Annotated in this window: 18 protein-coding genes and 2 pseudogenes; 7 read left to right on the top strand and 13 right to left on the bottom strand. The window is 63.6% G+C overall.

From position 1 onward, the window contains the following. The 5 genes from repA (at position 1) to HGP13_RS35875 (ending at position 5,678) form a co-directional block, all read left to right on the top strand. The gene (gene repA, locus HGP13_RS35855; protein WP_172234993.1) at positions 1-1,203 is read left to right on the top strand and encodes a plasmid partitioning protein RepA; all 1,203 of its coding nucleotides are present in this window, start codon (positions 1-3) and stop codon (positions 1,201-1,203) included. Between the two features lie 76 nt (positions 1,204-1,279). Further along, entirely contained in the window at positions 1,280-2,245 is a 966-nt protein-coding gene (gene repB, locus HGP13_RS35860; RefSeq protein ID WP_172234994.1) for a plasmid partitioning protein RepB, read from the top strand. A 154-nt stretch (positions 2,246-2,399) separates the two neighbouring features. After that, positions 2,400-3,605 carry a plasmid replication protein RepC gene (gene repC / locus HGP13_RS35865; protein ID WP_172234995.1) on the top strand — a complete coding sequence of 402 codons (1,206 nt, stop codon included), beginning with the start codon at positions 2,400-2,402 and terminating at the stop codon, positions 3,603-3,605. A gap of 316 nt (positions 3,606-3,921) precedes the next feature. Then, a complete protein-coding gene (locus HGP13_RS35870; RefSeq protein WP_172235227.1) occupies positions 3,922-4,941 on the top strand; it encodes a DUF1403 family protein in 1,020 nt (339 codons plus the stop codon). A gap of 5 nt (positions 4,942-4,946) precedes the next feature. Then, positions 4,947-5,678 carry an SMC-Scp complex subunit ScpB gene (locus HGP13_RS35875; protein WP_172234996.1) on the top strand — a complete coding sequence of 244 codons (732 nt, stop codon included), beginning with the start codon at positions 4,947-4,949 and terminating at the stop codon, positions 5,676-5,678. 184 nt (positions 5,679-5,862) lie between these two features. Here the strand turns inward: HGP13_RS35875 and HGP13_RS35880 are convergent, their stop codons facing one another. The 11 genes from HGP13_RS35880 to HGP13_RS35930 all read right to left on the bottom strand — a co-directional run bounded on the left by HGP13_RS35880 (position 5,863) and on the right by HGP13_RS35930 (position 22,521). Next, positions 5,863-6,843 carry a hypothetical protein gene (locus tag HGP13_RS35880; protein WP_172234997.1) on the bottom strand — a complete coding sequence of 327 codons (981 nt, stop codon included), beginning with the start codon at positions 6,841-6,843 and terminating at the stop codon, positions 5,863-5,865. A 290-nt stretch (positions 6,844-7,133) separates the two neighbouring features. Continuing rightward, positions 7,134-10,526 (bottom strand): UvrD-helicase domain-containing protein, encoded by a 3,393-nt coding sequence (locus tag HGP13_RS35885; RefSeq protein ID WP_172234998.1) that lies wholly within the window; start codon positions 10,524-10,526, stop codon positions 7,134-7,136. After that, positions 10,526-13,183 carry a PD-(D/E)XK nuclease family protein gene (locus HGP13_RS35890; protein ID WP_172234999.1) on the bottom strand — a complete coding sequence of 886 codons (2,658 nt, stop codon included), beginning with the start codon at positions 13,181-13,183 and terminating at the stop codon, positions 10,526-10,528. Before HGP13_RS35890 ends, HGP13_RS35885 begins: the two co-directional genes overlap by 1 nt. A gap of 211 nt (positions 13,184-13,394) precedes the next feature. After that, a complete protein-coding gene (locus tag HGP13_RS35895; RefSeq protein WP_172235000.1) occupies positions 13,395-13,841 on the bottom strand; it encodes a DUF6527 family protein in 447 nt (148 codons plus the stop codon). Further along, positions 13,838-15,010, bottom strand: coding sequence for a ThiF family adenylyltransferase (locus HGP13_RS35900; RefSeq protein ID WP_172235001.1), 1,173 nt, complete (start codon positions 15,008-15,010; stop codon positions 13,838-13,840). Before HGP13_RS35900 ends, HGP13_RS35895 begins: the two co-directional genes overlap by 4 nt. Continuing rightward, positions 14,985-15,731: a multiubiquitin domain-containing protein gene (locus tag HGP13_RS35905; RefSeq protein ID WP_172235002.1), complete on the bottom strand. Its 747-nt coding sequence runs from the start codon at positions 15,729-15,731 to the stop codon at positions 14,985-14,987. Before HGP13_RS35905 ends, HGP13_RS35900 begins: the two co-directional genes overlap by 26 nt. Before the next feature lie 81 nt (positions 15,732-15,812). Next, positions 15,813-19,214, bottom strand: a complete 3,402-nt coding sequence (locus tag HGP13_RS35910) for a UvrD-helicase domain-containing protein (protein ID WP_172235003.1) — start codon at positions 19,212-19,214, stop codon at positions 15,813-15,815. A gap of 1 nt (position 19,215) precedes the next feature. Next, positions 19,216-19,794: a hypothetical protein gene (locus HGP13_RS35915; protein WP_172235004.1), complete on the bottom strand. Its 579-nt coding sequence runs from the start codon at positions 19,792-19,794 to the stop codon at positions 19,216-19,218. Continuing rightward, positions 19,791-20,648 carry a DNA-binding response regulator gene (locus HGP13_RS35920; RefSeq protein ID WP_172235005.1) on the bottom strand — a complete coding sequence of 286 codons (858 nt, stop codon included), beginning with the start codon at positions 20,646-20,648 and terminating at the stop codon, positions 19,791-19,793. Before HGP13_RS35920 ends, HGP13_RS35915 begins: the two co-directional genes overlap by 4 nt. Beyond that, positions 20,645-21,724: a nucleotidyl transferase AbiEii/AbiGii toxin family protein gene (locus HGP13_RS35925; protein WP_172235006.1), complete on the bottom strand. Its 1,080-nt coding sequence runs from the start codon at positions 21,722-21,724 to the stop codon at positions 20,645-20,647. Before HGP13_RS35925 ends, HGP13_RS35920 begins: the two co-directional genes overlap by 4 nt. Next, entirely contained in the window at positions 21,721-22,521 is an 801-nt protein-coding gene (locus HGP13_RS35930) for a DUF6088 family protein (protein ID WP_246707516.1), read from the bottom strand. The genes HGP13_RS35925 and HGP13_RS35930 overlap by 4 nt, the downstream gene beginning before the upstream one ends. Before the next feature lie 162 nt (positions 22,522-22,683). Here HGP13_RS35930 and HGP13_RS35935 point away from each other — a divergent pair, with 162 nt between their 5' ends. Next, positions 22,684-23,037, top strand: coding sequence for a hypothetical protein (locus HGP13_RS35935; protein WP_172235008.1), 354 nt, complete (start codon positions 22,684-22,686; stop codon positions 23,035-23,037). A gap of 613 nt (positions 23,038-23,650) precedes the next feature. Next, complete coding sequence (locus HGP13_RS35945; RefSeq protein ID WP_281411013.1) at positions 23,651-23,836, top strand: SH3 domain-containing protein; 186 nt, start codon at positions 23,651-23,653, stop codon at positions 23,834-23,836. Here HGP13_RS35945 and HGP13_RS38885 read toward each other — a convergent pair. Further along, positions 23,827-23,931: pseudogene (locus HGP13_RS38885) on the bottom strand (SH3 domain-containing protein); the annotation flags it as partial. The gene HGP13_RS35945 and the pseudogene HGP13_RS38885 sit on opposite strands and share 10 nt — an antisense overlap. 126 nt (positions 23,932-24,057) lie before the next feature. Further along, a pseudogene (locus HGP13_RS38890) lies at positions 24,058-24,438 on the bottom strand (SH3 domain-containing protein); the annotation flags it as partial. Positions 24,439-24,537 lie beyond the last annotated feature (99 nt).

Here is a 24,537-nt window from a genome sequence, read left to right on the forward strand (position 1 = left end):
ATGAATATATCCATGCGGCTGCCACGTTTCGAGTTCGATGACAAAATCCTCGAACAGGGCGCCGAGATTTCCCGGCGGTTGAACCAGCTTCGGATGGAGAAGTTCCCGCCGAATGCGACTAAGACCCTGCGCACGTTCTCTATGGCGGAAGTCGCTCACTACCTCGGTGTCTCGCAAAACAATCTGAAGCGCCTTCACCTTGAAGGCAAGGGACCCTTGCCCGACCAAAGTCCGTCCGGCCGGCGCTCCTATACGGCCACACAGATGTTGGAGCTTCGCCATTTCCTGGATCAGCATGGCAGGACGGAGGTCAAGAAGTATGTCCCTCACCGCAAACCTGGCGACAAGCTCCAGGTGGTTGCGGTCGTCAACTTCAAGGGTGGCAGCGGCAAGACGACCACCGCAGCCCACCTCGCCCAGCATCTGGCGCTGACCGGCCACCGCGTCCTCGCTATCGATCTGGATCCGCAGGCGTCGCTGTCGGCACTGCACGGCTTCCAGCCCGAGCTCGATCGCAATCTGTCGCTCTATGAAGCGATCCGGTATGACGAGGAGCGCAGATCGATTGCGGACGTGATCATACCGACGAATTTCCCCGGCCTCGATATCATCCCCGCCAATCTCGAGCTGCAGGAATACGAGTACGACACGCCGCTGGCCATGCAGGACAAGACGTCGAATGCCGGCCGCCAGTTCTTCACGCGCATGGCCAAGGCGCTGTCGGAGGTCGACGACCGTTATGATGTTGTCGTGGTCGATTGCCCGCCCCAGCTTGGCTACCTGACGTTAACGGCGATGTCGGCGGCAACGTCGGTTCTGATCACCGTCCATCCGCAGATGCTCGACCTGATGTCGATGAGCCAGTTTCTTCTCATGCTCGGCGGAATATTGAAGACCATCAAGGCCGCCGGCGCCGCGATCGAGCTTGATTGGTTTCGCTACCTGATCACGCGCTACGAACCGACCGACATCCCGCAGGCGCAGATGGTCGGGTTCATGCAGTCCATGCTTGCCGGCCAGATTCTCGAAAACCCGATGTTGAAGTCGACGGCGATTTCCGATGCGGGTCTGACCAAGCAGACACTCTACGAGGTGGAGAAGTCGGCTTTTACACGTTCGACATACGATCGCGCGCTGGAGTCGCTCGACGCGGTGAACGCCGAAATCGTCACCCTCATCCATCGTGCTTGGGGACGGTCATGACGGCTGACTTTACGGCAGTAAAAACCGGCAATTATGTCTGTAAAAGCAGATCGCTGACCGCGATCGGAGACGAATAATGGCGCGCAGGGACATCTTCGGCAGTGTTTTAGGCCCGGCCCCGTCAGTGGCTGATGCCCAAGATGTGTCGGGCTATGCCGTTCGGGGTGCGTCGCGCTCGATCATGCAGTCGTTCGAGGAGCTCTCCAAGAGTTCGGTCGTCGATCTCGATCCGGCGATGGTGGACGCCTCGTTCGTCGCCGACCGGCTAGACGAGGACGATGAGGCGTATCAGGAGTTGTTCCAGGCAATTCGGGAGAGGGGCCAGGATTCTCCGATCCTGGTCAGGCCGCATCCGGAGGACTCAGGGCGCTTCCAGACTGTCTTTGGTCATCGCCGCGTCAAGGTTGCGCGTCAGCTGGGCAGGCCAGTGCGCGCTGTCGTCAAGAAGATGGGCGATGAGGACCATGTCATCGCGCAAGGCCAGGAGAATGCCGCCAGGGCCAATCTGTCCTTCATTGAAAAGACGCTGTTTGCCGACCGCATTCTCAAACGCGGTCACACGGCCGACACGGTGAAGTCGGCCTTGGCGCTCGATGACACGACCTTCTCGAAGATGCGCTCGGTGACCAGCAATGTTCCCGAACAGGTCATCGTGGCGGTTGGCGCCGCCAAGGCCGTCGGCCGGGACAGATGGTGGCAGCTGGCCAAGCTCATGGAGCATCCGGGCAACGCGGGTAGGGCGGCCGACTATGTAAAAAGCGCGGAGTTCTCTCAGCCAGACAGCGATGCACGATTTGCGGGTCTCTTCGCCTTTCTGAGTGCTTCGGAAGGGCGCCCGCCGGCGGCGGCCACGACAAAGGAAAAGGCCTGGTCTCCGCAGGACAGGTCCGTGCGAGCCAAGATCACCGACACTGGAAAAGTGTTCACGCTTGCCTTGAAGGCCAGGGAAGCCTCGCCATTCGGTGCGTTCATAGCCGAGAGGCTGGACGAGCTTTTCGTAGCATTCCGGCAATCGGAAATGTCGAAGAAAACGGGAGACTGAAACCGCAAAAGAAAAAGGCCCCCGAACGTCGCCGTCGCGGAAGCCCTTCTCGGTCTGTAGCAAGCTGAGAATCGCACTTCCCCGAATCACTGTCAAGAGTCGTGGCGCCGTTTCGGCGAGCAGGTTTCTTTTGCCTTCTTGAAAGGTGAGGGAAATGGAGAGTGGGTTTGCGACGACGCCCTTTGGGCGGCGGCCGATGACGCTTGCCTTGGTGAAAGCCAACGCGGCGTCACGGCAAATACCGGAAGGGGAAGTCGTTGAAAAATGGCAGGTCTACCGGTGGCTCTGCGAGGGCAAGTCGATCGTGGGCGTCGGCGATCGCGCCCTAGCCGTGCTGAGCGGGCTGTTGACGTTCTATCCGGACGATCAGATCAGCGAGGAAAACGGCTTGATGGTCTTCCCGTCGAACGCGCAGCTGTCGCTGCGGGCGCATGGCATGGCCGATTCCACGCTGCGCCGGAACCTGGCGGAGCTGGTGAGCTGCGGTCTCATCATCCGCCGAGACAGCGCCAACGGCAAACGATTTGCCCGCAAAGGGCAGGGCGGGGCGGTCGTGGAGGCCTTCGGGTTCTCTCTGGCTCCGCTGCTGACCAGGGCCGCGGAGTTTCAGCAGGCAGCCGACCAGGTTCGGGCGGACAATCGGGCGCTAAAACTGATGCGGGAACGCATCACGCTGCACCGCCGCGACATCCACAAGCTGGTCGAGGCCGCCGTCGAGGAGGATGTGCCCGGGGATTGGGGAACCATCTGGAGGCGCTTCCGGGCGATTGTGGACGCAATTCCGCGACGGGCAGGGCTGGCGGAGCTGGAGAGAATCGTAAGCGAACTGGTCGATGTGCACAATGTGGTGGACAAGCTGCTGGAAAGCTTCACGAATACCAAGAATTCTAGCGGCAATGAGTCCCAAAACGAGCGGCAGCAATCTGATTCAAACACAGACTCCACTTTTGTATTTGAACCGGCTTTCGAGAAAAGCAGGGCCGAGGCCGAGCCAAGGCAGGGAACCGATGAGAAGCTGAAAAGCTATCCGATAGGGCTGGTGCTAAAAGCGTGCCCCGAAATTTCAGACTATGCGGTGCACGGGATCGGGAACTGGCGCGATTTGATGATTACCGCGGCCCAGGTGAGAGGCTACCTTGGTATTTCGCCCTCGGCATACGAGGAGGCTTGCCATGAAATGGGCCAGGAGGTCGCCGCCATTGTGATTGCCTGCATCTTGCAACGGGCCCAGCATATCAACTCGGCTGGCGGTTATCTGCGGGTTTTGACCGAAAAGGCGAGGGCAGGGCAGTTTTCCGTCGGACCGATGCTGATGGCGGCACTAAAGGCGAATGGCTTGACGGCGAGAATGGCCGGATGAGAAATGTGGGCGCCGTGTGCTTGACGACCATGTTGGGCGGTAGTTTAGACGCGCCGACGATGATGGATACGCACAGAGCGTCCATCACAGCGGCCGACGGTTTTCCTCCCCGGAGAGGGGAGGGGCCGGGCCTTCGTCTTCGGTCGACTCCTTACCCGCGTAGGTTTTCGGGCTGCAGGAATCAGCGATCCTTTGATCTGCGGATTACCTTCCAAGATTTCGAAAGGATTATCGTTCATTTTGTTCATGCGACAGGCGCAGCGCTTTTTGCCTATTTCCGTTGCCAAAAGCGCCGGCATGGCTGATCCTGCGGGCGATGATTCTGCGACCAAAGCCCTCCATATCTCACCACGCTACACTCTCCGGGGCCTGCTCAGCGGTGTCCGTCGGCGCGGTGCCGATCTGGCTTCGCCGAGCAATTCCGGAATCGCAAAGCCTTGCAGGGAAAGATGTTGAAGACGTCGCACTCGCCGCGGGTGCCGCCATCGGCGCGCTCGATGCGATGATCCGCCGGCAGGAGCGGTCGGCCGGCACCTGGCGGCAACGCTTGGCGCTTTCGGCGGCCGCGGCAACGTCGAGGCAGGCAGGCCGCGTCGAGGATGAAAGCGCCCTGCGCGACGCGGTGCTGCTCACGCGACCGGGCGACAATGTCGGGCCAGCTGGCAGGATGCTATTGGCCTGGCGTCGGCTGGCCGCAATGCCCGTGGAGAGACTGCTGACCGAGGCGAGCATCGGCGCAGTGCTGGATGACCTTGGTCTGGCGCATAATGACAAGGGCGTCAGCGACCTGACTGACGAACTTCGGCAGATCGTCGCCGGTGAGGGGACGGTGGGAATGACGACTGGCGCCATCGTGCTCGCCGAACACCACGGCTTCGGGCGCGCCCTTGGGGCCTGGCTTGCCGACGCCCTGCTGGCTCAACAGCTAGGGTGGACACATGCAGTGCCGCTCTTGGGCACCGAGGCGGCTTTGGGCATCAATCCGCGCCCGCCGCGCCGCGCGAGTACCGTTGTTTCGGCAACAAGTATCGAGGGGGGCTCCGATCGGACGAAAAGCCTGCTCGCCGCTCAGGCGCGCGCTGCGCTGCGCGCTATTGATCTTTCCGCTGAACTCGAGCGCCGCGCGGAGCGGCTGCTTGCTGTCGCGCCGAAACTCAGAGCCAAGGCGGCGGACGCTGTTGTCGACAAGCTCCTGTCCGACGATGCGATCGTTGCCTCGGAAAAGATCGCCGGCATGAGCGACCGTGGGCTGCGCCGCCTTTTCGACCGTTTGGTCGAACTCGGTGCCGCGCGTGAGCTATCCGGCCGTCCCACCTTCCGCATATACGGGCTGTGAGGACGATGGCGGAAGCGATGGGCAGGCGAGGAAAGGGGCAGCCAGACGGTCGATCAGGCGAACGCCTGTTTGATCGTGAGCTGGATCATCTGCCGCCGGAGGTGCGCTGGCGCGAATGGATGCATCGGGTCGAAGCAACCATCTTCGCCGCCAGCGAACCGGTGGCACGCGAGACCTTGGCGCGTGTCGTCGGCAAGAGCTGCAGCATCGACCTCCTCATCGACGACATTCGCGAGGACCTGCGCGGCCGGCCCTATGACCTGGTCGCGGTCGCCGGGGGCTGGAAACACCTGACTCGGCCGGCCTATGCCGACGCCATCCGTGCGGCGGTTGGTGGCAGTGAGAAGGCGGTCGACCTGACGCAGCCCGAAGTGCTGGTGTTGATGTGCATCGCTTATTTCCAGCCAATCACGCGCGGAGAACTGTCTTCGTTCTTTGGGAAAGAAGTTTCGCGCGACCTCATCGGCCATCTGCGCGGGGCCGGCCTGATCGCTTCCGGTCCGCGTAGCCCGACGCCGGGCGCGCCCTACACGTATGTCACCACAAAAGAATTCCTGCTGGAGTTCGGGCTCGACACGCTGCGTGACCTTCCGGACTTCGAGGCGCTTGAGGATGCCGGGCTGCTGTCGAAGGAGAAGTTGCTGGCTGGGGATATTCTGGTCGGATTGACGAGCGGGGAGGACGACGACGGAGGGGACGAACCAGTGGCTGGCGTTGGTGAGGACCAAATGTCTTGAGCGGGCCGCTGCTGGGTTGCGCCTTTACCGACAGGTGGTATCGCGATCAGGACGACTGATCGTTTGGCAGCCGATGATCGGGGTCATGAACGGCGATGCTGTCGCCTTCAACAAGATTGGCAGGAAAGATATTGATGCCCCGCCGGGACGACGCAGCAACGGAAATGCACGTTCTGTGGTCTGGCTACAACGTATGTGCGAGCCGGTGGGCCACCACGCGGTCCAAGAGTTCAGCGAAGCGGTTATTATCCTGGGCCATCTTCCAGAAATTCACGAAACGGCAGACGAGCTGAACATTGCCGATCGAATAGTGGCCGTAGCTGTCAATCCGGTCCGGAGAAACGAGCATATCGCTATCGTAATCGTCCTGTCCATGCAGATGCATCTCAAGGCCGGTGATGGCGCATTTCCCCTTCTGCTCCTCGTAGAGTTTGGCAAGATGAGCCTTCATCTCGGCCTCGGAACAATGGAGTTCCTTGTTCTTCAAGGTTTTGAAGACCCTCTGGCCGTTCGAATTCGCAACCGCGCCCGTAATCGAGAGCATGAGGTTTGCGAGAGTTAGCTCATGCAGCGACACGCTCGATCCGAGGGTCTTCCCTGCGCCGAGGCGTTCTTCCCACTTTGGGCGCGAATGCCACGGAGTGAGGTCACCTCCGTCGATGAGGGCCTGTACATAGGCCTTCATATCCGCATTGGCGACGCTGAACATCGCTGCCATTGAGGAGATATAGTCCTTCGCCACGGGATGGATCGTCTTCCATGACAACGGCTTCATTTTCTTGTCATGGCGGGACCACTTGGTGACAGGCTTCGCGAGCATGACACTGTCGGGATCGGAGTGATCAAAGACCGGATTGGCACTCGTCGTTTGAGCCCAATAGAGACTATCGCTGTTCCGGTCTCTGTGGAGCCAGAGATCGCCTTCGCTGCGCGTCAGGTCGTTACCTCGATTGAACCAGAGCGTCGCCCGACCTTTGACGTCGGCCTCTGAGTCGTCTTTGGCGGCGTCAGCTTTCGTAACTTCTAGATAACGGTCGTAGTCCCCTGCGCGCCACGGGTCGAAATAGGTCTTACCAAATTCGAGGGCTACAAGGTTCTCGCTGAGGCACCGAGACCAAAGGCTGTTTTCGTTCCCCGTCATGATGACATAGATTTTGCCTGCCAAATCGCTCCCCCAAATGTACCAGTCTTCATGCCTTTTACCGACGGCGTGCTGAGGCTCGGCCGACCAATCAATGCAGACATCTCATGCAAATGTATCTGTTGCTCTTCAAGTCCGCCCTCGTGGGGGTCTGGGGCAGAACTCGGCCAATCAGTGAGATCACGGCAGCTGGTATTGAGCCTTAGCATTCGCCAGAAAAAAACCGAGAGGAGGCGGCAGATCGTCGATAACGGCGGCAAGCCCTCAATGCGTCGACCGTCGCTAAGCGTTGACGGCATGCACAGTCGCTCCAATCAGGCCGCCAGTGGCTGGGCTGTCGGCCCGACACCGATCACCGCACCTGTGGTCATTAGCACGATCAGACCGCGCTCGGCTCCGGTCATGTCGAGATAGGCCCGAACCTGCGCGCGGTAGTGGTCGAGTGTCTGGGGATCGGGCGCCACATCGCTCTTCCAATCGACGACGACGGCTGGACGGCCTTCAGATGTCAGAGTTAGGGCATCCGCGATTCCGGTCGTTGCCGTTTCCATCCTATCGTCCGCATGCGCGGCGTAGACGGGAAACTCGGCCAGGAGAGCCGGCCGCAAGGCCGCGATTTGGGGCAGAGCAAGGGTCTGGACGACACAGCCCGCCAGTTCCTCGGCAGACAGTCCCGTCGCCGGGTCGGTGACCGGAAACCGGCCGAGGGCACGGATGAGTATGGTGGCTCGGTCTGCAAGGGCTGCCTTTGCCTCATTGGTTTCCCTGGTCAGCACCTCTTCCATGAGCTTGTGCAGGATCAGTCCGCGTTCGCGGCTTCCTTGAACCAGAACAGCGGCTTGCAGTTCGGCAGGCTGGTCATCAGCCGATCCGATCCAGATACTGGCCTCTTCTTCCTGCAGTACCGCTCCGGCGGTGTTCTCATCCCGGCTGGGCGCAAGCCAGATCAGCCGCGCCTGCCGCTCGGTAATGGCTTCGGCTTCCGTGGCGAAGATTGCGCGAGTTTGGGTATTGGCCGCTCCGTTGGCTGCCGTCGCGACGTCTGCGGGTAGATGCGAGAGGTCCAGGCCGGGGAGTTCGGCCAGCGAAAGATCGACGAGACCGATCCAGGCGGACTTCGACGGCGTTGTGTCGAGCCGGGGCAGGACGAGAAGTTCGCGGGCGCGCGTGGCGGCCACGTACCAGAGGCGGACGCGCTCCCGATCCAGCTCGTCTTTCTCAGCCTGGCGCGCGGCTTCGTAGCCGTCCGGCGCGACGCCCAGGACCGGGCAATAGAAGGTGTCCGTCTGACGGTTGATGACCGCACTGTCGGGCGCCATGACGCCCGTCATCGTGTTGACCGGGATGACGATTGGCCACTCGAGGCCTTTGGCCGCGTGCATGGTGAAGAGCGCGACGGCTTCTTCCTGCGCATCTGGCCGACCCTCCACTGCGCGCGCCTCGTCGGTCCAGGCTGCGGTCATCGCCTCAGCGAAAGAGCGAAGGCCGCGAACGGAGTAGCTCGTCGACAGGCTCAAATAGAGATCAACATTGGCGAGCGCGCGTTCGGCCTGGCCGCGATGACGCGCGAGAAGGAGCGGCCGAACTCGCATCATGTCCACGGCCTGCGAGAGCAACTCGTGCGGCGTCGTGCTGTTGCTGCGGCGGTAGAGCGTCTGCAGCTTTTCGATGGTCTCTCGTGCCAGCGGGTGAACGATGGCGGCTGGATCGACGCCGAGGTCGAGACGGGGAATTCGGTCGGGCTGTTCTTCGGAACGCGGCAGCGCCCAGACAATGTCCAGGAGTTCCTCTTCGGTGAGGCCGACTAGCGGGCCGCGCAGCAGCGCGCCAAGCGCCAGCGTGTCGCGCCGGTCGGCGAGAAGGCGGGTCAGCGCGATCAGGTCCTGGATTTCCTGGCGGCGGAAGAGACCCTTGCCGGCTTGTGTCGCCACCGGAATGCCGCGACGTTCGAGCGCCTCTTCATAGCGCCACAGCTCTGCGCCGGTCGGGGCCAGCAAAGCGATATCGCCGGGCTGGCAAGGACGTTCCGTCCCGCTGCGCCTGTCGACAATGGGATGGGTATCAATCAGGCGCGCGCACAGATCGGCGATGGCATCGGCCTCGGCATCGCGCTGCCGCTCGGCGCTGGCCTTGCCGTTTTCGTCCGCCACGGCCACGTCGAGGGCCGCCACGCACAGGTCGCCGCGATCGTCGTGAAAAGGGTCGAGAGCGGTAAAACCGGGCTGGCCATCGGCCGAGAGCACCGCCTCGAAGCGTTCGTTGACGAAGGTGAGGATCGAAGCGCAGGAGCGGAAATTGGTGGAGATCGACAGAAGGCTGTCGGAGTCCTGGGAGCGAAAGGCATCCCGAGCCTGCACATAGGCGCCGACGTCGGCGCCGCGGAAGCGATAGATTGCTTGCTTGGGGTCGCCGACCAAAAACAGCGCACCCGGCCGGATCCGGAACCGTGTCCAGTCGTCAACGTCGTCGACCGGATCGCCGCACAGCCGCCAGAAGATCTCGGTCTGCAGGGGATCGGTGTCCTGGAACTCATCGACGAGGACACGCGCGAAGCGCTGTCCCAGCGCGCACCGGACATCGTTATGGTCGCGCAGCAGGTCGCGCGCCGCGAAGATCAGGTCATCAAAGTCGAGCTGGGCGCTCGCCCTTTTGTAGTCGCGGTAGCGCTGCAGGATCGGACGCGCGTCGTCGATCAGTGCCTCCAGAACCTGGCCGGCGGCGGCTTGAAGAAGCAAACCCCAAGCCTCGCAGCAAGCGTTGTAGCAGACCTCCGCTGCATCGTTCAGCCGATCTCCATCGGCCTTGGAGAGGCCAGCCTGCTTCGCCGCGGCAGCCCATTTGCCCTTCTTGCGATAGGAGGCGAAAGCGCCTGCCTTGGTGCAAAGATCCGGGTGCGGACGCAAGGTCAGAAGCTGGACCAGGCCGGAGGGCGTCGAGGGATCGGGACCGGCAGCCAACGCGGTCGCCATCTCGGCCAGCCGCTGGACGATCGCGAGCGTTTCCGGCTCGGTCGCCGCTGCCCTGCGCACGAAGGCCGCGAAATCCGCCGTCGCCTGCCGAAAGGCTGCCAGATGACCGTAAAGCGGCAAGACGGGTGGCGCTGCGAGGGAGCGGCAGCGGCGCAGGTTCTCAGCGATCTTGTGGACGAGCACCACGGTTTCACCGGGGCTGTGCAGCACCATTTCGGCTAGGATGCCGTCCCGATCGCCGGACAGACGCTCGCGCAGCCAGCCATCGACGATCTCAAGGAAGGTGAGATCGGCCTGGTTGCGGTCCATGACGCCGGCGCCAGGATCGATGTCGGCTTCGGCCGGATAGGGCTTTATCAGACGCTGGCAGAAGCCGTGAATGGTCGAGCAGGTGATTTCGTCGATCACGGCGGTCGCGGCGGCGAGATTGTCGCGCTGCGCCTGCGACAAGGCACCGGGCAGCGCCACGCGCAGCTCGGTCGAGATGTTGCCGACCGCAAGATCGGCAACAATTTCGCGCACCCGCGAAAGCAGCTCACTGGCTGCTAGCTCTGTAAAGGTGACGGCGGCGATGGCGTGTGGGGGAATGCCCTCCGCGAGCATCATGGCGATGCGTCCGGCCATGACGGCAGTTTTGCCCGAGCCTGCGCCAGCTTCGACCAGGATCGAGCGATCATGGAGACTGATCGCGTCGCGTCGCGCGTCGTCATCCTCAAGGGCCCTAGACACGCTGCTCATTATTCCGCCTCCCAGATTTGAGTGACCTGACCGAGCCGTTCGGTCGCGGCCGGCATCTTGCGTTTGCAATAGGTGGCGCTGGCATTCGCCGGCAGGGCAAAGGCGAGATCGTCGTAGTCGCCGCCGGTGTCGGGGCCTGGCAGCGCGGCACCGCCGGCGAGGCTGCTCCTCGCCGCGCGCAGATAGTCAGTGATCTCAGTGAGGACCGCGTCCGGATCTTCGAGCTGGAGGTTGATTGGCTCACGCGGGTAGAGCAGCGAGGCGCTGATCGTGACATCATCGCCCCGCAGCGCCTTCACCGCGAAGGCATAGAGGCAGCGCTGAAGCTCGCGGCCGCCGTTCAGCCGGATGTCGCCTCGCGGAGGACGGCCGGTCTTGTAGTCGCGGACCAGCGCGCGCTTTCCGTCGCCTGCGATGTCCAGCCTGTCAATATAGCCGGCGATATTGAAACCCGTGTCGGGAATCGTGACCGGCACATTGGGGTCCCACGGCGTCTGCGCGTCCGACTTGGGCTCGGCCCCGCCGAACGGCACCTCGCTATAGGAGCGGGCACCCGGAAGAAGCACATCGGCATAGGCAAGAGCCCGCTCCGCCGTCAGCCGGGCATCACACAGGGTGCGCCCCCAGATGACGGCCGGAGGGACCGCACGTTCGCTTTCCCAATCGGCGGCGACAAGCGCCGCGGCCCGGTCAACCGTCGCCGTGATCGCCGCGGTGTCGGCGGACACCAATCCACCGGCGCTCTCCAGATCGAGTAAGGCGCGATCGAGAACCATGTGAATCAGATCGCCGACGCCGAGCGCGTCAAGCACGAGCGGTTCGATGGTGCTTTCTGGCACGCGCCAGCCGAAGGCATAGACCCAGGCAAAGCTCAGTGGGTTGCGCAGCAGACGCCGGAGTGAGCTAGCCGATTGGGTGCGGGCCAAGATTGCGAGAATGAGCGGATGATCGGGCCGGATGAGGCCGTCATGCGGCGTGATCTCGGTGTGCCGCCAGTCGCGCCAGCAGCCTTGCGCGCTGAGCGCCTGCCGGTCGGCGCTAAACTCCTGCGGCCTGGCCATGAGGCGGTCGGTTTCGCTAAACGCATGGATCGGAACGGCGTTGCGACGGAGATAGATTTCCGGACCGTGCGCAGAGAGGAGGGGGCTGCGTCCCAGCAGCCGTCCGTCGCTGTCGCGACGGGCGCGCGAGAGGACGACTTCGCCGGTCGTCGTTGCCAGGATCGTCTCGAAGTCTCGGCGATCGGCCAGGCTCACCGGGAGCGGGTCGAGCTCGGTACTGGGGATGATATGGTCCGGGATCAGCCGGTCCTCGGCAATTCCGCGCGGCCAGTGCGAAGAGTTGAGGCCGATCAGCCGCACAAAGCGCCGCGGCGAGGCTGCTAGCGCGCTCGCAGGCATCCAGCCAACGGACACGCACGCCTCCAGCCCGTCATCCTGCTTCAGGGTTTCGAGGGTGGTGTAGATCGAGGCCGCCGGCCCGGCGAGGAGGCCCTTGCGCCAGATGGCGAGCGCGCGGCCCTTAAGAAAGGCTTCACCGATCTCCGGTGCTGCGTCGGACCCCTTGGCGAGCAGGTCGATGGCCGCGCGCAAGGCCGGGGCGTGATCCGCGTCGTCCGGCCAGTCCTCGGGCTTCAATCGCGCCAGCAGGCGGTCCCAGGCGTTGGGCGTCGACATCGGTGCATCGGCCGGCAGGATCCGCAGCCAGCCTTCGGGAAGTGACGCAAAAGGCGTGGAATCCCGACACAGGGCGGCGAGACGACGGATCCGGGACTGCGACAGGCCGCGAACGACGATGTCGGCTAGCGCGGCGGCGACCTGGCCATCGCGGGTGGTGACGGTCTTGACGCCTTGGACGAAGTGCAGGTCGATGTTGGCGTCCGCGCGCAGGCCGAGGAAGTGATCGTCGTAGTCGGCGGGCGAGGCCGTGGCGATCGCGATATCGGACGGCGCCGCGCGCCCGGAGGCGAGAAGCGACCGCGCCCAGCGCATGGCCTCGATGGCTTCGTGATAGGCCGTAGCCGCGCTGACGGTGCTGACTTCCGGAGTCTGCGACGGCGCGCGCAGCACCGCGACACCCGTGCCCTCCAACCAGGCCGGCGCCGGCCTCGGCCCGGCCGTCCATCGCACGGGAATGTGCGCGGTGAGCGCTTTCAGGAGCGGCCGCCAGCAGGGCGAGAGTTCGGTGAGGCCAGCGATCTCCATCGGGCCGAGAACGGCGGGCGCATGGGTGATACGGCTGGTAGCGCCGGCGACGATGTCGATGGGCCGCATCATGGCGGCTGGTAGCTGCGCCAGGACCGCCGACTCCAATCGAGCGATGGCGTCGAGTCGCGGATGCTCGACCGCGCGCGCTGCAAGGTCGATACCAGCGCGCCAGGCCTTGTGCAGGGTGTCCGCGGCTGCGTCTATCATCCCGGGCAGCGACTTGATGCTCTCCAGCTCGCCCATCGGCGTTGCCGGCAGGACCGTCTGGATCGCCGCGCGAAGGCTTTCATCATCAATTGGGCGGATGAAACCTCCAGCGAGCCGCACCGCCGCCTGCTCGAACGACATGACCTGCAGGCCATGACGGCGGTCGCGCGCCGCCGCCAGGCGGCCTTCCCGCATGGCGAGGCGGCCGTGAACGACGAGGGTGGATCGGCCCGAGATGGCCATGGTGGTTCCCTCCTTTCGAGGTCAGTTCTCATTCGGGCGCCGGCTCAGAGCCGGCGCTGCCGCGCTGGCGAGCGCGTGAATTTTGCGTCGCGGTATTTTGTGGCGGGCTACTTTGTAGGAATTCTGTCAAACCCGTTCACAGAGGCTCTCTCTAGCAGGTAAACAGTAGAATACCGGGAGAGATGCTTCTGATGGAATGTAATCCACAAGTTTATCGTTTGAAACGACTGGATATACGACGCCAAAGGCGCCGCCAGAAGCCTGGTGTCGCTTTGGGCGGAACGGGTCGAGCAGAAGGTTCGACCGTGGGCGACTGCCCGTAGAAACGAGCTTTGGCAGCGCGATCACGGCGACGCTCGGACTCCACCTGCTCGTCGCTCCACGGGCCGGCTTCGACCACCTTGCCGCGGTCGATCACATAATGTGACCGGCACTTCAACGTCCAGTTGCCGATCGACGGATGAAGTGAGATGGTCTCACCGTCGAACGTCATCTTCCAGTCCGTCGGCGTGAAGGGCGCCACCACCTCCTCGCCGCAACCGCAGCAACAGCTGTGGGCCGATGTCGCATATTCCATCGAGACATAAAGAATGCCTGCCCCAAGGCGCTCCGGGATGTGCTCTACGAAACGATGCTCTAGCCGCTTGTGCCGTATCACCCGAGGTCTCCGTTGATCAACATGTTGCCGTCGGTGGTGTAGGTGCAGTGATGCTCGCCCTCGAGATCACGGTAGAAGCCGCGGATCTTTTTCCACTTCACCACCGCGAGGACCGCATTCAAGGCATTCAAGTCCGCGACCTGAATGTTGGAGGCGTAGATGTCTTTGGCGCCACCGCCGACGAAGGAGATGCGCTGGCGCGCATGATCCCGCTTCTCCGGCGTGCTAGCGGTCACTCGCAGGATACCGCCGAGCGACCCCTCGTCGAGTTCGAGGCCCATGCCGACATCGACGAACGCAGCGCCGATCGCCTCGAGCTTCTCGACGATCAACCGCTTCGCTTCGCCGGCATCGAGCGACAGGAAGGCGAAGGTGACGCCGCCAAGAAGGTGCAGGTTGTCGGCCCCGAGCTCGACATCGTGCGCCACGATGTTGCGGTGCATCCGGCTGTAGATGCGCTTCAGATAGTCGACCTTCTTCGGCGCCTCGCGCAGCTCCTCCAGGGTCGGCGCGCCCGGCGCCCGAAAGGCGTTGTGGGTCAGGAACTCGTCGCTGTCGAAGAGTCGAATCTCGCGGACCGGCGTCTTGGCGACGAAGTCCAGGATGTAACCGCCGGTGCCGCCGCCGCCGATGATGGCGACCCGCTCGTTGACGAGCCGCTCGGTCAGGATGCCGATACCGACACGGTCGGAGGCGGTCTCGACATAGTTGAAGATGCTGTCCTCCTCCTCTTCCGGCTCGCGGAAGGTGCGGGGGGTCATGCCGGGCTTCAGCACCGCGGCCGGGCCCGCGATGATGTTCGCGTAGCTCGTCATCTTGTGGTGGTAGTCCGTATAGCCGCCATCCGGCTTGCTCGAGAAGCTGTGCGTGGCGTTCAGACCATGGCCGAGGTCGAAGGCCCCGGCCTGATGCGAGATCCCCTGGATAGGCGTCCCATCGGCGCGGCACGGAAAGTCGCCATCCCAATGGACAACATGCGTGTCGGGCCTGCGCGTCGCATCGCCGGCTAGCGTGAGGCTCGAGATGAGGGTGCCGATGCGCACCTCGCGACGCGCATCGACATAGGGCACCTCCCGCATGACGAGATGCCCGCCCTGCCGCAGGACGAAGTAGCCTTCGTCCCGCAGCCGCTTGAGGTCGGGATTACGACTGAACAGTTCGCGTGACATTGAACACCGTGCCTTTCTTCTTGACGTCGACCGAGCCGCCAGCCCCGAGTTCACCCGCGTGCGGCGTCGACGCCGCGTGCCGGTAGGTCATCGAGAAGACGACGTTCGGCTCGTGCTGGCCCGGGAAAGCGAGCTGGACGATCTGCTCGAACGTGACCGTGCGGGCGTTCACCTTCCGCGGCCGCGAATTGACGATGATCTCGAACGTCACCCGCGCGGCGATGAACCGCTCGATGCCGGGCTCGGCCAGATCGATCAGCTCGCCATGCTCGATCAGGCGATCTTCGCCGCCGGGGACCTCGAGGAAAACGGCCTCTCCCTCGCCGGGCTTGGCGAGACCGTAGAGCACCGCGCCGCTGATGATCGGCTTACCCCAGCGCAGCTCGTCGTCCTTCAGCGTGAACTTGAAGTCGCGATCCGTCAGGAAGGCAACGAACCGCTCGGCGCCGTGCTCGCGCAGGTCGAAGGGCTCGTTCAGCCGCACGTCCTCGAAGTCGCCGGAGGGCAGAATCGCGAATAGGCTGTAGCCGTCCCGCGGGTCCAGGGTGCCGGCCTCGAGCAACTGACGGCCGAGCGGCACTGGATCGCTCACCTGACGGGACTGGAAGTTGAGATCGCCCTGCGCGAGGAGAAAGCGATACCCCCGCGCCGGACGCAGCGCCCGGCCTTCGCGCAGGGCGTCGCCGAGGTCGTCGTAATCAAGCAGTTCTTCGGTGTTCATGAGATTGGGTCCTTAGGTTCTGCCGAGGCGACGCCGCGGCTCTAAGGGTCCAATCGGGGCGGGATCCGCCGACCGGTAAGGTCAGGCGAACTTTTTTTGCAGGGGGCCGTCGGGGGTCTGCCCGCAGATGAAGAAGGCCGGGCAATTCGGGCAGGTGCGCGAGGAGACCTCGGCCGGAAACCGCCCAGCGCGGATGTCGCCAAGAAACTTGGCGAGCTTATCCTTGCGACCCTTCAGCTCCCGATCCGACAAGGCGAGCGCATGCGTCTCGCCGTCGGAGAGATGGACAAGCTCGGCGACGGCGCCAGGGAAGGCCTGCTGGACCGCCAGCATCAGCGCCGCCGCGCCGACATCCTTGCTCTCGGCCGACCGCCTGTGGCCCGTGCGGATGCGGCGCACGGCGCGAACGCCGTCGGGCCGCACCAGCACTTCGTCCGGCCGAACGATGATCTCTTCGCCGCCGAAATTGAGGCTGAGCGCAACCGGCGCCTCGGCGACCGCATCGGCGCGATTGGCTAGGAGGAAGCGCAGCATCGCCAGGGCAAGGTCACGGAATTCCGCGCGATAGCCATGATCGGCGAGCCCCAGGCCGGCAAGCGCCGCGTCGGTGCTGTCCTCCAGGTCGCGCTCGGTCATAGGGCTATCCGAAGTGATCACCCCCTCGACCACCACGCGCACCGCCTCGTGCAGGTGCATGAAGGCGGTCGCGGTCCGCCGCCCACCGACCTGCAAGACATGCGTGTAGAAGAAGCGGCGCGGGCAGGACTCATAGAGGGCGATTTGCGCGGCCCCGAACTGCAGCCGTCCATCGACGATCAACTCGATGCCCTGGGCTTCCGCCGCCGTGGGAAGCGGCCGCGCCGGCACGACCGAACGGCGCGTCAAGTTGGTCCCGAGACGATCGAGGAAGGGCGATAGCGGTCGATTGTGGCCGTTGCTCTTCTCGGTCGGCGCATAAAGGATCAGGCGGTCGCGGGCGCGAGACTGCGCCACGTAGAACAGGCACTCCTGCTCCTCGGCCTGATCCGCGCGAAACGCCTCCAGCGCACTGCCTTCGGCGTCCGCGATCATGCCGTCGGGCGCCGGACAGGGCGGCGCCGGCGGCGTGCGCGGGATGGTGTCGCTGTTGAGCCCCGGAATATGGACGCCGCCGAACTCCAGGCCCTTGGCGCCGTGGATCGTCATCAGCCGCACGGCGTCAAGATGCTGGGCGGCCGCCGGCAACTGGCGCAAGTCGCGATCGTCACCGAGGCGGACCAGCCGGCGCACCCGATCGAGCACGCGCGTGATCGGCAGGCCGCGGCCGGCCGGCTGGACCCGCAGGAAGTTGAGGAACTGCCAGATCGCAATGCCGCGCGTGCGATCGGCGAGGTCCGCCGACACGCCAAGGCGCGCGGCGATGCGGGTGCGATCGAGCAGCAGCGTTGCGAGCACGATCCAGGGCGAGGCCGTTTGGTCGAAGCCGCTGAGCGCGGCCGCGAGCTTGGCGAACGCCTGGCGACCGGCTTCGCTGACGCCAGGGATCGCATCCACCTGCTGAAGCCAACTGCCCGGGGCGTGGTCGGCCGCCCGCAGATGCTCGAAGATCGCCGCCACATCCGCGAAAGAAGTCTCAAAGTCGGGCCAGCAGGCGATGCGAACCAGGCCCATGGCGCGACGGTCGACAAGGATGGAGAGCAAGGCGAGGAGATCCTTGACCTCGGCCCGCTCGAACAGGCTTCCCAGAAACAGGACGGGCACCCCGAGCCGCTCGAGGTCCTGCCCGATCGTCGACAGCTTCTCATTGCCGGTGCACAGAACCGCCTGGTCACGATAGGCATATCCCTCGCCGCGAAGCGCCTCGATCACGTCGGCCAGCGCCACTTGCTGCTGTTCGGCGCGCTGCACCGTGCGCAGCTCGGGCTTCTGGCCATTGCCGTCGCGCTCCGCGTCGAGACCACTGTCCGCGTCGCCCGCGCGCATCGTGATCGCGAAGCCGGAAAAGCTGGCGACGATCTCCGGCACTGAGCGATAGTTGCGCTTCAAGCGGCCGCGCTGGCCGCCGGGAAAGTCCCCCTTCCCGAACCGGGTCATGTTGAAGGATGACGCGCCTCGAAACCGATAGATGGACTGCTTGGCGTCGCCGACCATCCAGAGATTGCGGCCGTCTGGCCGCAGCGCGCTCAGCAAGCGCACGCTACTGCGGTTCACGTCCTGATACTCATCGACCAGGACGTGGTCATATTGCGCCTGCAGCGTTGCACGGATGGCCGCCTCGGTCTCGAGCAGCTTGACCGGCAGGGCGACAAGATCGCCAAAGTCGACGCAATGCGCGTTGCGCTTGAGTTGTTCGTAGGCGGCGTAGACGCGGGCCACCTCGCCGGCGCGTTCGGCGGCCTCGCGCGTATTTGAGTCCCCGGCTTTCGCAAGCATTGCGTCGGCGAGCGTGGCGTAGGTTTCGGCGTCGACCACCTCGTCCTTCGCGCGCGAGACGGCGGCCAGCATGTCGGCGATGATCTGAGTCGGATCATAGAGATTGCGGTAATGCGCGAGCCTCAGCCGCGGGAACTCCTCCTCGAGGAGTTCGACGGCCTCAGTCCGATCCATCATCCGCGGGTCTTTCGGCAGCCCGAGCTCGGCATGGAAACGACGGATGATGTCGAGACCGAAGGCGTGGAACGTACCGATCCAAATCGCGGCCGCAGCCTCGGGCCGCTTCCGCGCAATGCGCTCCGCCATCTCGCGCGCGGCCTTGTTCGAGAAGGTCAGCAGCAAGATGCGCCGCGGATCGACACCCTCCTCCAGAAGGCCTTCGACGCGCGCGATCAGCGTCTGCGTCTTGCCGGTGCCGGGGCCCGCCTCGAGCAGATAGGCTTCGCCGCGATGCGCCGCGGCCGCGGCCTGCAAGGGATTGAGCGGCCGCTCCACATGCGTCGCTGCCGCGGCGGGCGGCACGATTGGGAGGAGCAGGGCGTCGAACAGCTGCTGCGCGACGACCTCGAATGGCGCGCCGAGCTTCGCGGCGATCGCCGAGGCAGAAAACCCTTGATCGACATGCAGCACTCGCGCGACGTTGCGCGGAAGCAAGAACTCGCGCGCGAACAGGTCCATCTGGACTTCGCGGCGCTGCCGGCGTCCATAATCGACGACCCGATCCATCCCGACCGGCGATGGCTCGGCCGCGCGCGCCGGATCGATCGTCGGCGCCGGCTCGCTGTCGGGATCGTCACCGAGCTCGACATGCCCAATCTCGTGCGCCACGAGGAACGCCTGCTCGAAGCGAGACCCCGCACTCTCATGAAGGATCAAATCATCGGCGGCGACGAAGGTCGCGCGGCCGCCGTTGAGGACTGCCGCGCCGATGGCCGTCGGTTCGACATCGATCCCGCGCCGCTTGGCCTCGGCGACCGCCAAATCATAAGGCGACCAGGGATCGGCGCCCAAGGCGACGAGGCGAGCATGAAGCTCGGCGGCAACCTGCCTGGCGAGCTCCACGCTGTCCATATTAATCCGCTTCTGCCAACAACCGGGTGCGCTTCTCTGCCGGAACGCCTGCGTCGATCAGCACCTGCTCGAAGGTGACCTGCCCGCCAATCGCCGGCTTGCCATCGGCCTTGTAGCTGCGCCCGGCAGCCAGCTGCGCGGGGCCCCAGGACAATTCCAACTGTGTGACCGAAGTGCTCACCGCCTCGGCCAACCTCCCGAAAAACCGTCGCGGGATACTGATGAGGGAGATCCGTCGCTCGCGCAGCGCGGTCACGACCTGCCGGGGCACGTCAAGACGCTGGGCGACGGCGCGCCAATCGGCGACCGTGAGCGCCGCGAAGGGGTCGGTCATCGGCGCCGGCATGGCCGCCGCGTGTTGCGACCAGGCAGCGTCGAGGAGGGCCTGATCGGCAGCGGCCAGCGGCGCGTCATCGTCGTAGACTTCGCGGCTAAGCTCGCGCGACAGGTCGACGAGCTCTCGGGCATATTCCGGATAAAGCCGCAAATAGCGCTCCAAGGTTGATCGGCCAGGCTCGCTCTCGACCGCGAACGCGTCGAGCACAGACTCGCGGGTTGGACGTTCTCCTGCGGGGCTCACCGCTCTTCTCCATCGGCCATGGCGGCCCGCAGGACGGCGAAGGCTTTGTCGCGATAAGTTCGGACGGTCTTTTCGGAGCGGCCCAGGGCCTGGGCGATGGTCATGACGTCCGGCTCCTTTGAGTCGATGGGGAAGCCCTGTCTCAGCATGTGAATGATCCTGCTTTGTTCTATCGGTAGAGCCGCAATCGCCGCATCTAGGCGCAACCGGTAAGCCGGATCGTCTAAATCCGACAAGGCGAACGGGTCGTGAGCCCCGGCAGCCGCCTCGACCTCCGGTGACAGCTCACCGCTTTCCTCGTCATATTCGAGGGGTCGGGAACGGTTCTCGTCGCGCCAGGCCTGCTCCTGAGCATCGCGCCGCAGGCTAGCCAGCGCGCCGTCGAAACGCACCTCGAAGTAGTCGACCTTGTCGACGTAGGCGGCGCGATCCGCCGACAGCAACTCGACGAACCGGCCAAACACCTTGTCGCGCACGACCCCGCGCGTCAACGATTCCGTCTTGCCATCAGGGCTTTCCGCCCTGGACAAACTACGCATTACCCGTTCAATCAGGATCCGATAGAGGCGCTCAAACCACATCTCGTTATTATCGCTACGGCTCGCGCGGATGAAATAGACGAGACATTCGCTGGGGACGTATGCTGGGTCGGAGCGCTTCCTGATTGCAGCCCTGGCGATCAACTCTTCACGCGACAGGGCCGCCAGTTTGGCGATCAGCGCTTCTACCCTCTGGTCGCGCTTGTAGAGTTCGCCGCTGAGGCGTCGCTTGCGCAGCGGTGTTACTGCCGCTTGGCGCGTGCGCTGCGCGTCTGCCTCTTGCCCTGCACCGGCAGCTCCCTCAAACTGGTTCATCGCGCCGCCTCGCTTTCCATATCGCGCCTCTTGTTCAGACGCGTCTCGAGCGAGCGGATGCTGTCGAGCACCGCCTCAAATTCCGGAGGATCGCCGAAGATCATACCCTTCATGGCTCTGTAATCGACGCGCAACTGTTCGATCATGGCGTCATGCGGTGCAAGCGCGAACGAGCCAGGCACGGCGCTCGCGAGATCGAAGTCCGGTCGATTGAAGAACATCCGGGCGTGCGCGACGCAGTCCGCGCCGAGCGCGCTGTTAGCGATGGCGGCGTCGCCCACCGGCGTCGCTCCGAGTTGGTGCAGATCATAGTAGTGTCGAGACACGCGCTGGCCGCCCCCACGCAGCTCTCCGCGCTTGTCGAACCAGCGTCGCAGCCCATGGATGATGACGATCTTATCCCAGAAGGTGCGTTCAGGATCGACCGTTCGCACGGCCGGCACGGTCAGGTCGAGCGCCGGCAGATCATCGTCGACATAGGGTTTGATCGGCACTTCGCTATTGGGGTCGAGCGCGGATTTCGCGCCAGACTCGATCTTGATCGCCGCTCGCACATAATCCGATCGCGGCGTTGCCGCCGGATACCAGATCAGCAGCGTCTGCCCATCGGGATCGGCATCGTCCGCGTCCACTCGTCCTGCCCCGGTATCAAGGCCGGCGGCCTTGAGCCTTTCTTGTAGGATCAGAGTCAACTCGACGCGCAGCGGGCCGTTGATGTAGGCTTGGCAGGCTTCCTTGATCGCATCGAGGCGCGCCTTGCGTTTCTTACCGCTTAGCGCATCGAGCTCCTCGATAGTCGCCGGTTCGCCAATGTCGTCCCGAAACACCGTGACGTCGATATCCTCGGAGAAGCGATTGATCAGGCCGAAGCCTTTGGACAAGGAGGTTCCGCCCTTGAAAAGAAGGCGGGGTCCCCCCTCTTTCAGTCCATTGAATAAGGCATCCAGCGTCCAGCAGACCCAGAAGTCCTTTTCGATATTCTGGGACGCCGTGCCGAGGCGCAGCGCCGTGGTATCGAAGGCGCTTAACATCGTGTCCGACCCTGCCGCGAGGACCTCGTTGAAAGCCGCATTCATGTCTTCGCAGTCCGGGTTGCGTCGCGCTTGGCGGTTCGTGTCTTGTCGGCAGAGTGCGGTTTCGGCTTCCGTCGGCCGATGGCTGCGGGATCATCGTCGCCGTCCTTCGTTCGTTGTCGCTGACGATCATGATCAACATCGGCACCAGCATGATCATCATCACCGACATGCCAACGACCAACGCCAGCGTCGTTTTCGACAAGCGGCTTGAGAAACACCCGCATCCAGGTTGGCAGCGCCGTCATACCCGCAACGATGTCACCTTTCAGCTGCGGGCCCGCAACTGGATCTTCGAAGAGCTTGGCGAGCTTGCGCTTGACGTGATCACTCTCTCCTTCACGGACTAGGAGATCGCGAAGCCAGTGAAGCGCCTGGACGACGCGCATCGCCGGTCGCCCGGCCCAGAACAACTTGCTGGCCGCGGTCGGACGGAAGGTGATCGTGACGTTACCGAGCTTAATCGCGCGACGGCGGGCGTCTGTGTGCACCACGATTTTTGCCGGGACCGCGTCGGTCAGACCCAGATCGTTTGCTGCGGTCATGCCATCGACGAGCATCCGGGTTTGGTCGCGTCGACCAACGGCGTCGATGACCGAGCGCGGATCGGGCGGGTTGGCTTTTTGGGTGAGCTTGTTGAAGCCAGGCTGATCGTAGAGTCCTCGATCGATTCGCCTGAGGGTTTGCGCCTTCGTCAACCGCTGCAACGCCTTATCGACGGCGTCCCGCGAGGCGAGATCCACGAAATCACTGGGCGTCCACACCTTGCGCGGCGCGTCGGCACGGATGCGGTCAAGCATGGCTGTCTTCAGATCGGGCGAGTCGCTGCTCATGTCCGAAAATTGTAGAGGTTTTTCGGACGATCAACAAGCAGTCCTGTCCGAAACATATATACAAATTTCGGACAGAGCCATCTGATCTCCGCTTAGGACCGTCTCGGTTGCCTCTATCGGTTCCTCGTGTTGAACCCGTCACTGGCCGACCTTCAGATCAACGTTGTATTCGCTAAGGAGCCCAAGGGCGATGAAATCATCCGAGCTGGCCGTAAGGTGTTGCCGGACATAGAGCGCTTCCAGGAGACCCTCAAAACATATCTTGCGCAGCAGGAAATACCACTGCCGGTGCTGCAGATCGACGTCGGGACACCTTATGATCAAGGCCGGCCAAAAGTGGACGCTGTTGCGACGAAGCCCGGCAATCGCGAACCGGACTTTCAAATCGATAGACTACTTGGCATCGAGTTCTATGAAACGGAAGTTGCTTCGCAAGTGCCCAACGCTAATGTTCGCTTTAAAGTACGCGCGGGGGCGCAGTGAGGTTTAGATACAGAAAGTCGTTGAGACTTATTCCCGGCGTTCGCCTGAACGTCTCCGGGAAGGGGCTCAGCAGTGCCTCCTTTGGCAAGCCCGGCCCCACATTGAACATGGGCCGTGGCGGCATTCAGAGCACGGTTGGTCTTCCCGGTTCGGGCATGTCCTATTCTTCCAAGCGCAGCGGCAAATCAGCTCTTTTTCTGGGTCTATTGATCGCAGCCCTCGTGGCCTTGATCTACCACGCTGCCAGGGGGAGCCGTGCGGCCCAGGTCTCCTTGCTCGTTATCGGCGTCGTCGGTGTGGGGGCGGCCTTGGTGGCCCAGAATTCCGACACAAAATTCGGCGCTGAGCCAAGCCCGACATTGGCACCCCGAACCGATCGCCAGGAACCAGCGCAGCCCCAAACGCTGCAGCCGGCAAGCAGGGATGTCCCGCCTTCGAATCCGCCGCCATATGTGGAAGCACCCAGTGGGCCGGTTCAGCAGAACGCTCCGGTTGCCGATAGTTGGCCCAGCTCCGCTGATGATCAAAAAACACCAACCGCGTCATCGGGGAACGATCTTGGCTCCTCGGTAGCTGTCGAGCCGCCGCTAGGCGAGCAATTCCCACGGCAGTCGTGACCAAGACCGCGAATATCCGTTCGGATCCTTCTATGGCCGGCGCCGTGATGAGTCAGGTGCAGGCGGGCACCGCTCTGACAGTGGTCGAAATCAATGGTCGCTGGGCACGGGTCAGCAAGGACGAAGTCACTTTGGGGTGGATCAATCGGTCGCTCCTGGCGGCGCAGCATTCCTACCAGTAGCACACCGGGCTTCTGCCGCCAGGCTTGCTGTAGGCGCTCCGACCGCCGCATAAACGCCCGTTGCGCATCAGATCGTATGGGCAGTCGCATCTGCCGACGACGGCGTCTCTGACAGGATCGCCCGAGGCATGCTCCGAAACCGAGCCGTCATCTAGTGCAGCGGCTGGCGCGACCGGTGTGGTCGAAGTCAGCTCGACCGGCTTTGCCTCGCTGAGGTAGTCGCCATGGATCCATCCGATCAGTGCGGAGACCGTCACGTTGTACCAGTCTCCTTGTTGACCATTGGTCTGGACCAGGTCGCCTAGCGGAAGCGTCGTGATGATGCGCGCCCCGGTGTCCGGCGCGACCCTGACGCGAACTTTTGTGGTGGTGTACAGCCAGCGAACCACCGTGATGGGGTTGGGCTTCTGAGCAGCTACGGCGTCGGGCCTTGCATAGGCAATCGAACTGTTACCCGGCTGTGCCTGAGGCGCCGCGGTGTTGGCTACTGCGGGGACCGCAGGCGGGGCGGGGGGTGGCGATCGGGCGTCGATGCTCGACATGGCCCACCCGATAGCGCAGAAAACCGCGATGCCCCAGCCGATCCGTTGTTGGCTGACCATTTCACCCTCCTGCACAATACAAAACAGAGCAGTCCACGAAAGTCGAATCGACTTTTGGGTGGCTAAATCTCAAGTCAATTGACAGCAGAAACCGAGCAT

The organism is Mesorhizobium sp. NZP2077 (assembly GCF_013170805.1).
Lineage (GTDB): Bacteria > Pseudomonadota > Alphaproteobacteria > Rhizobiales > Rhizobiaceae > Mesorhizobium.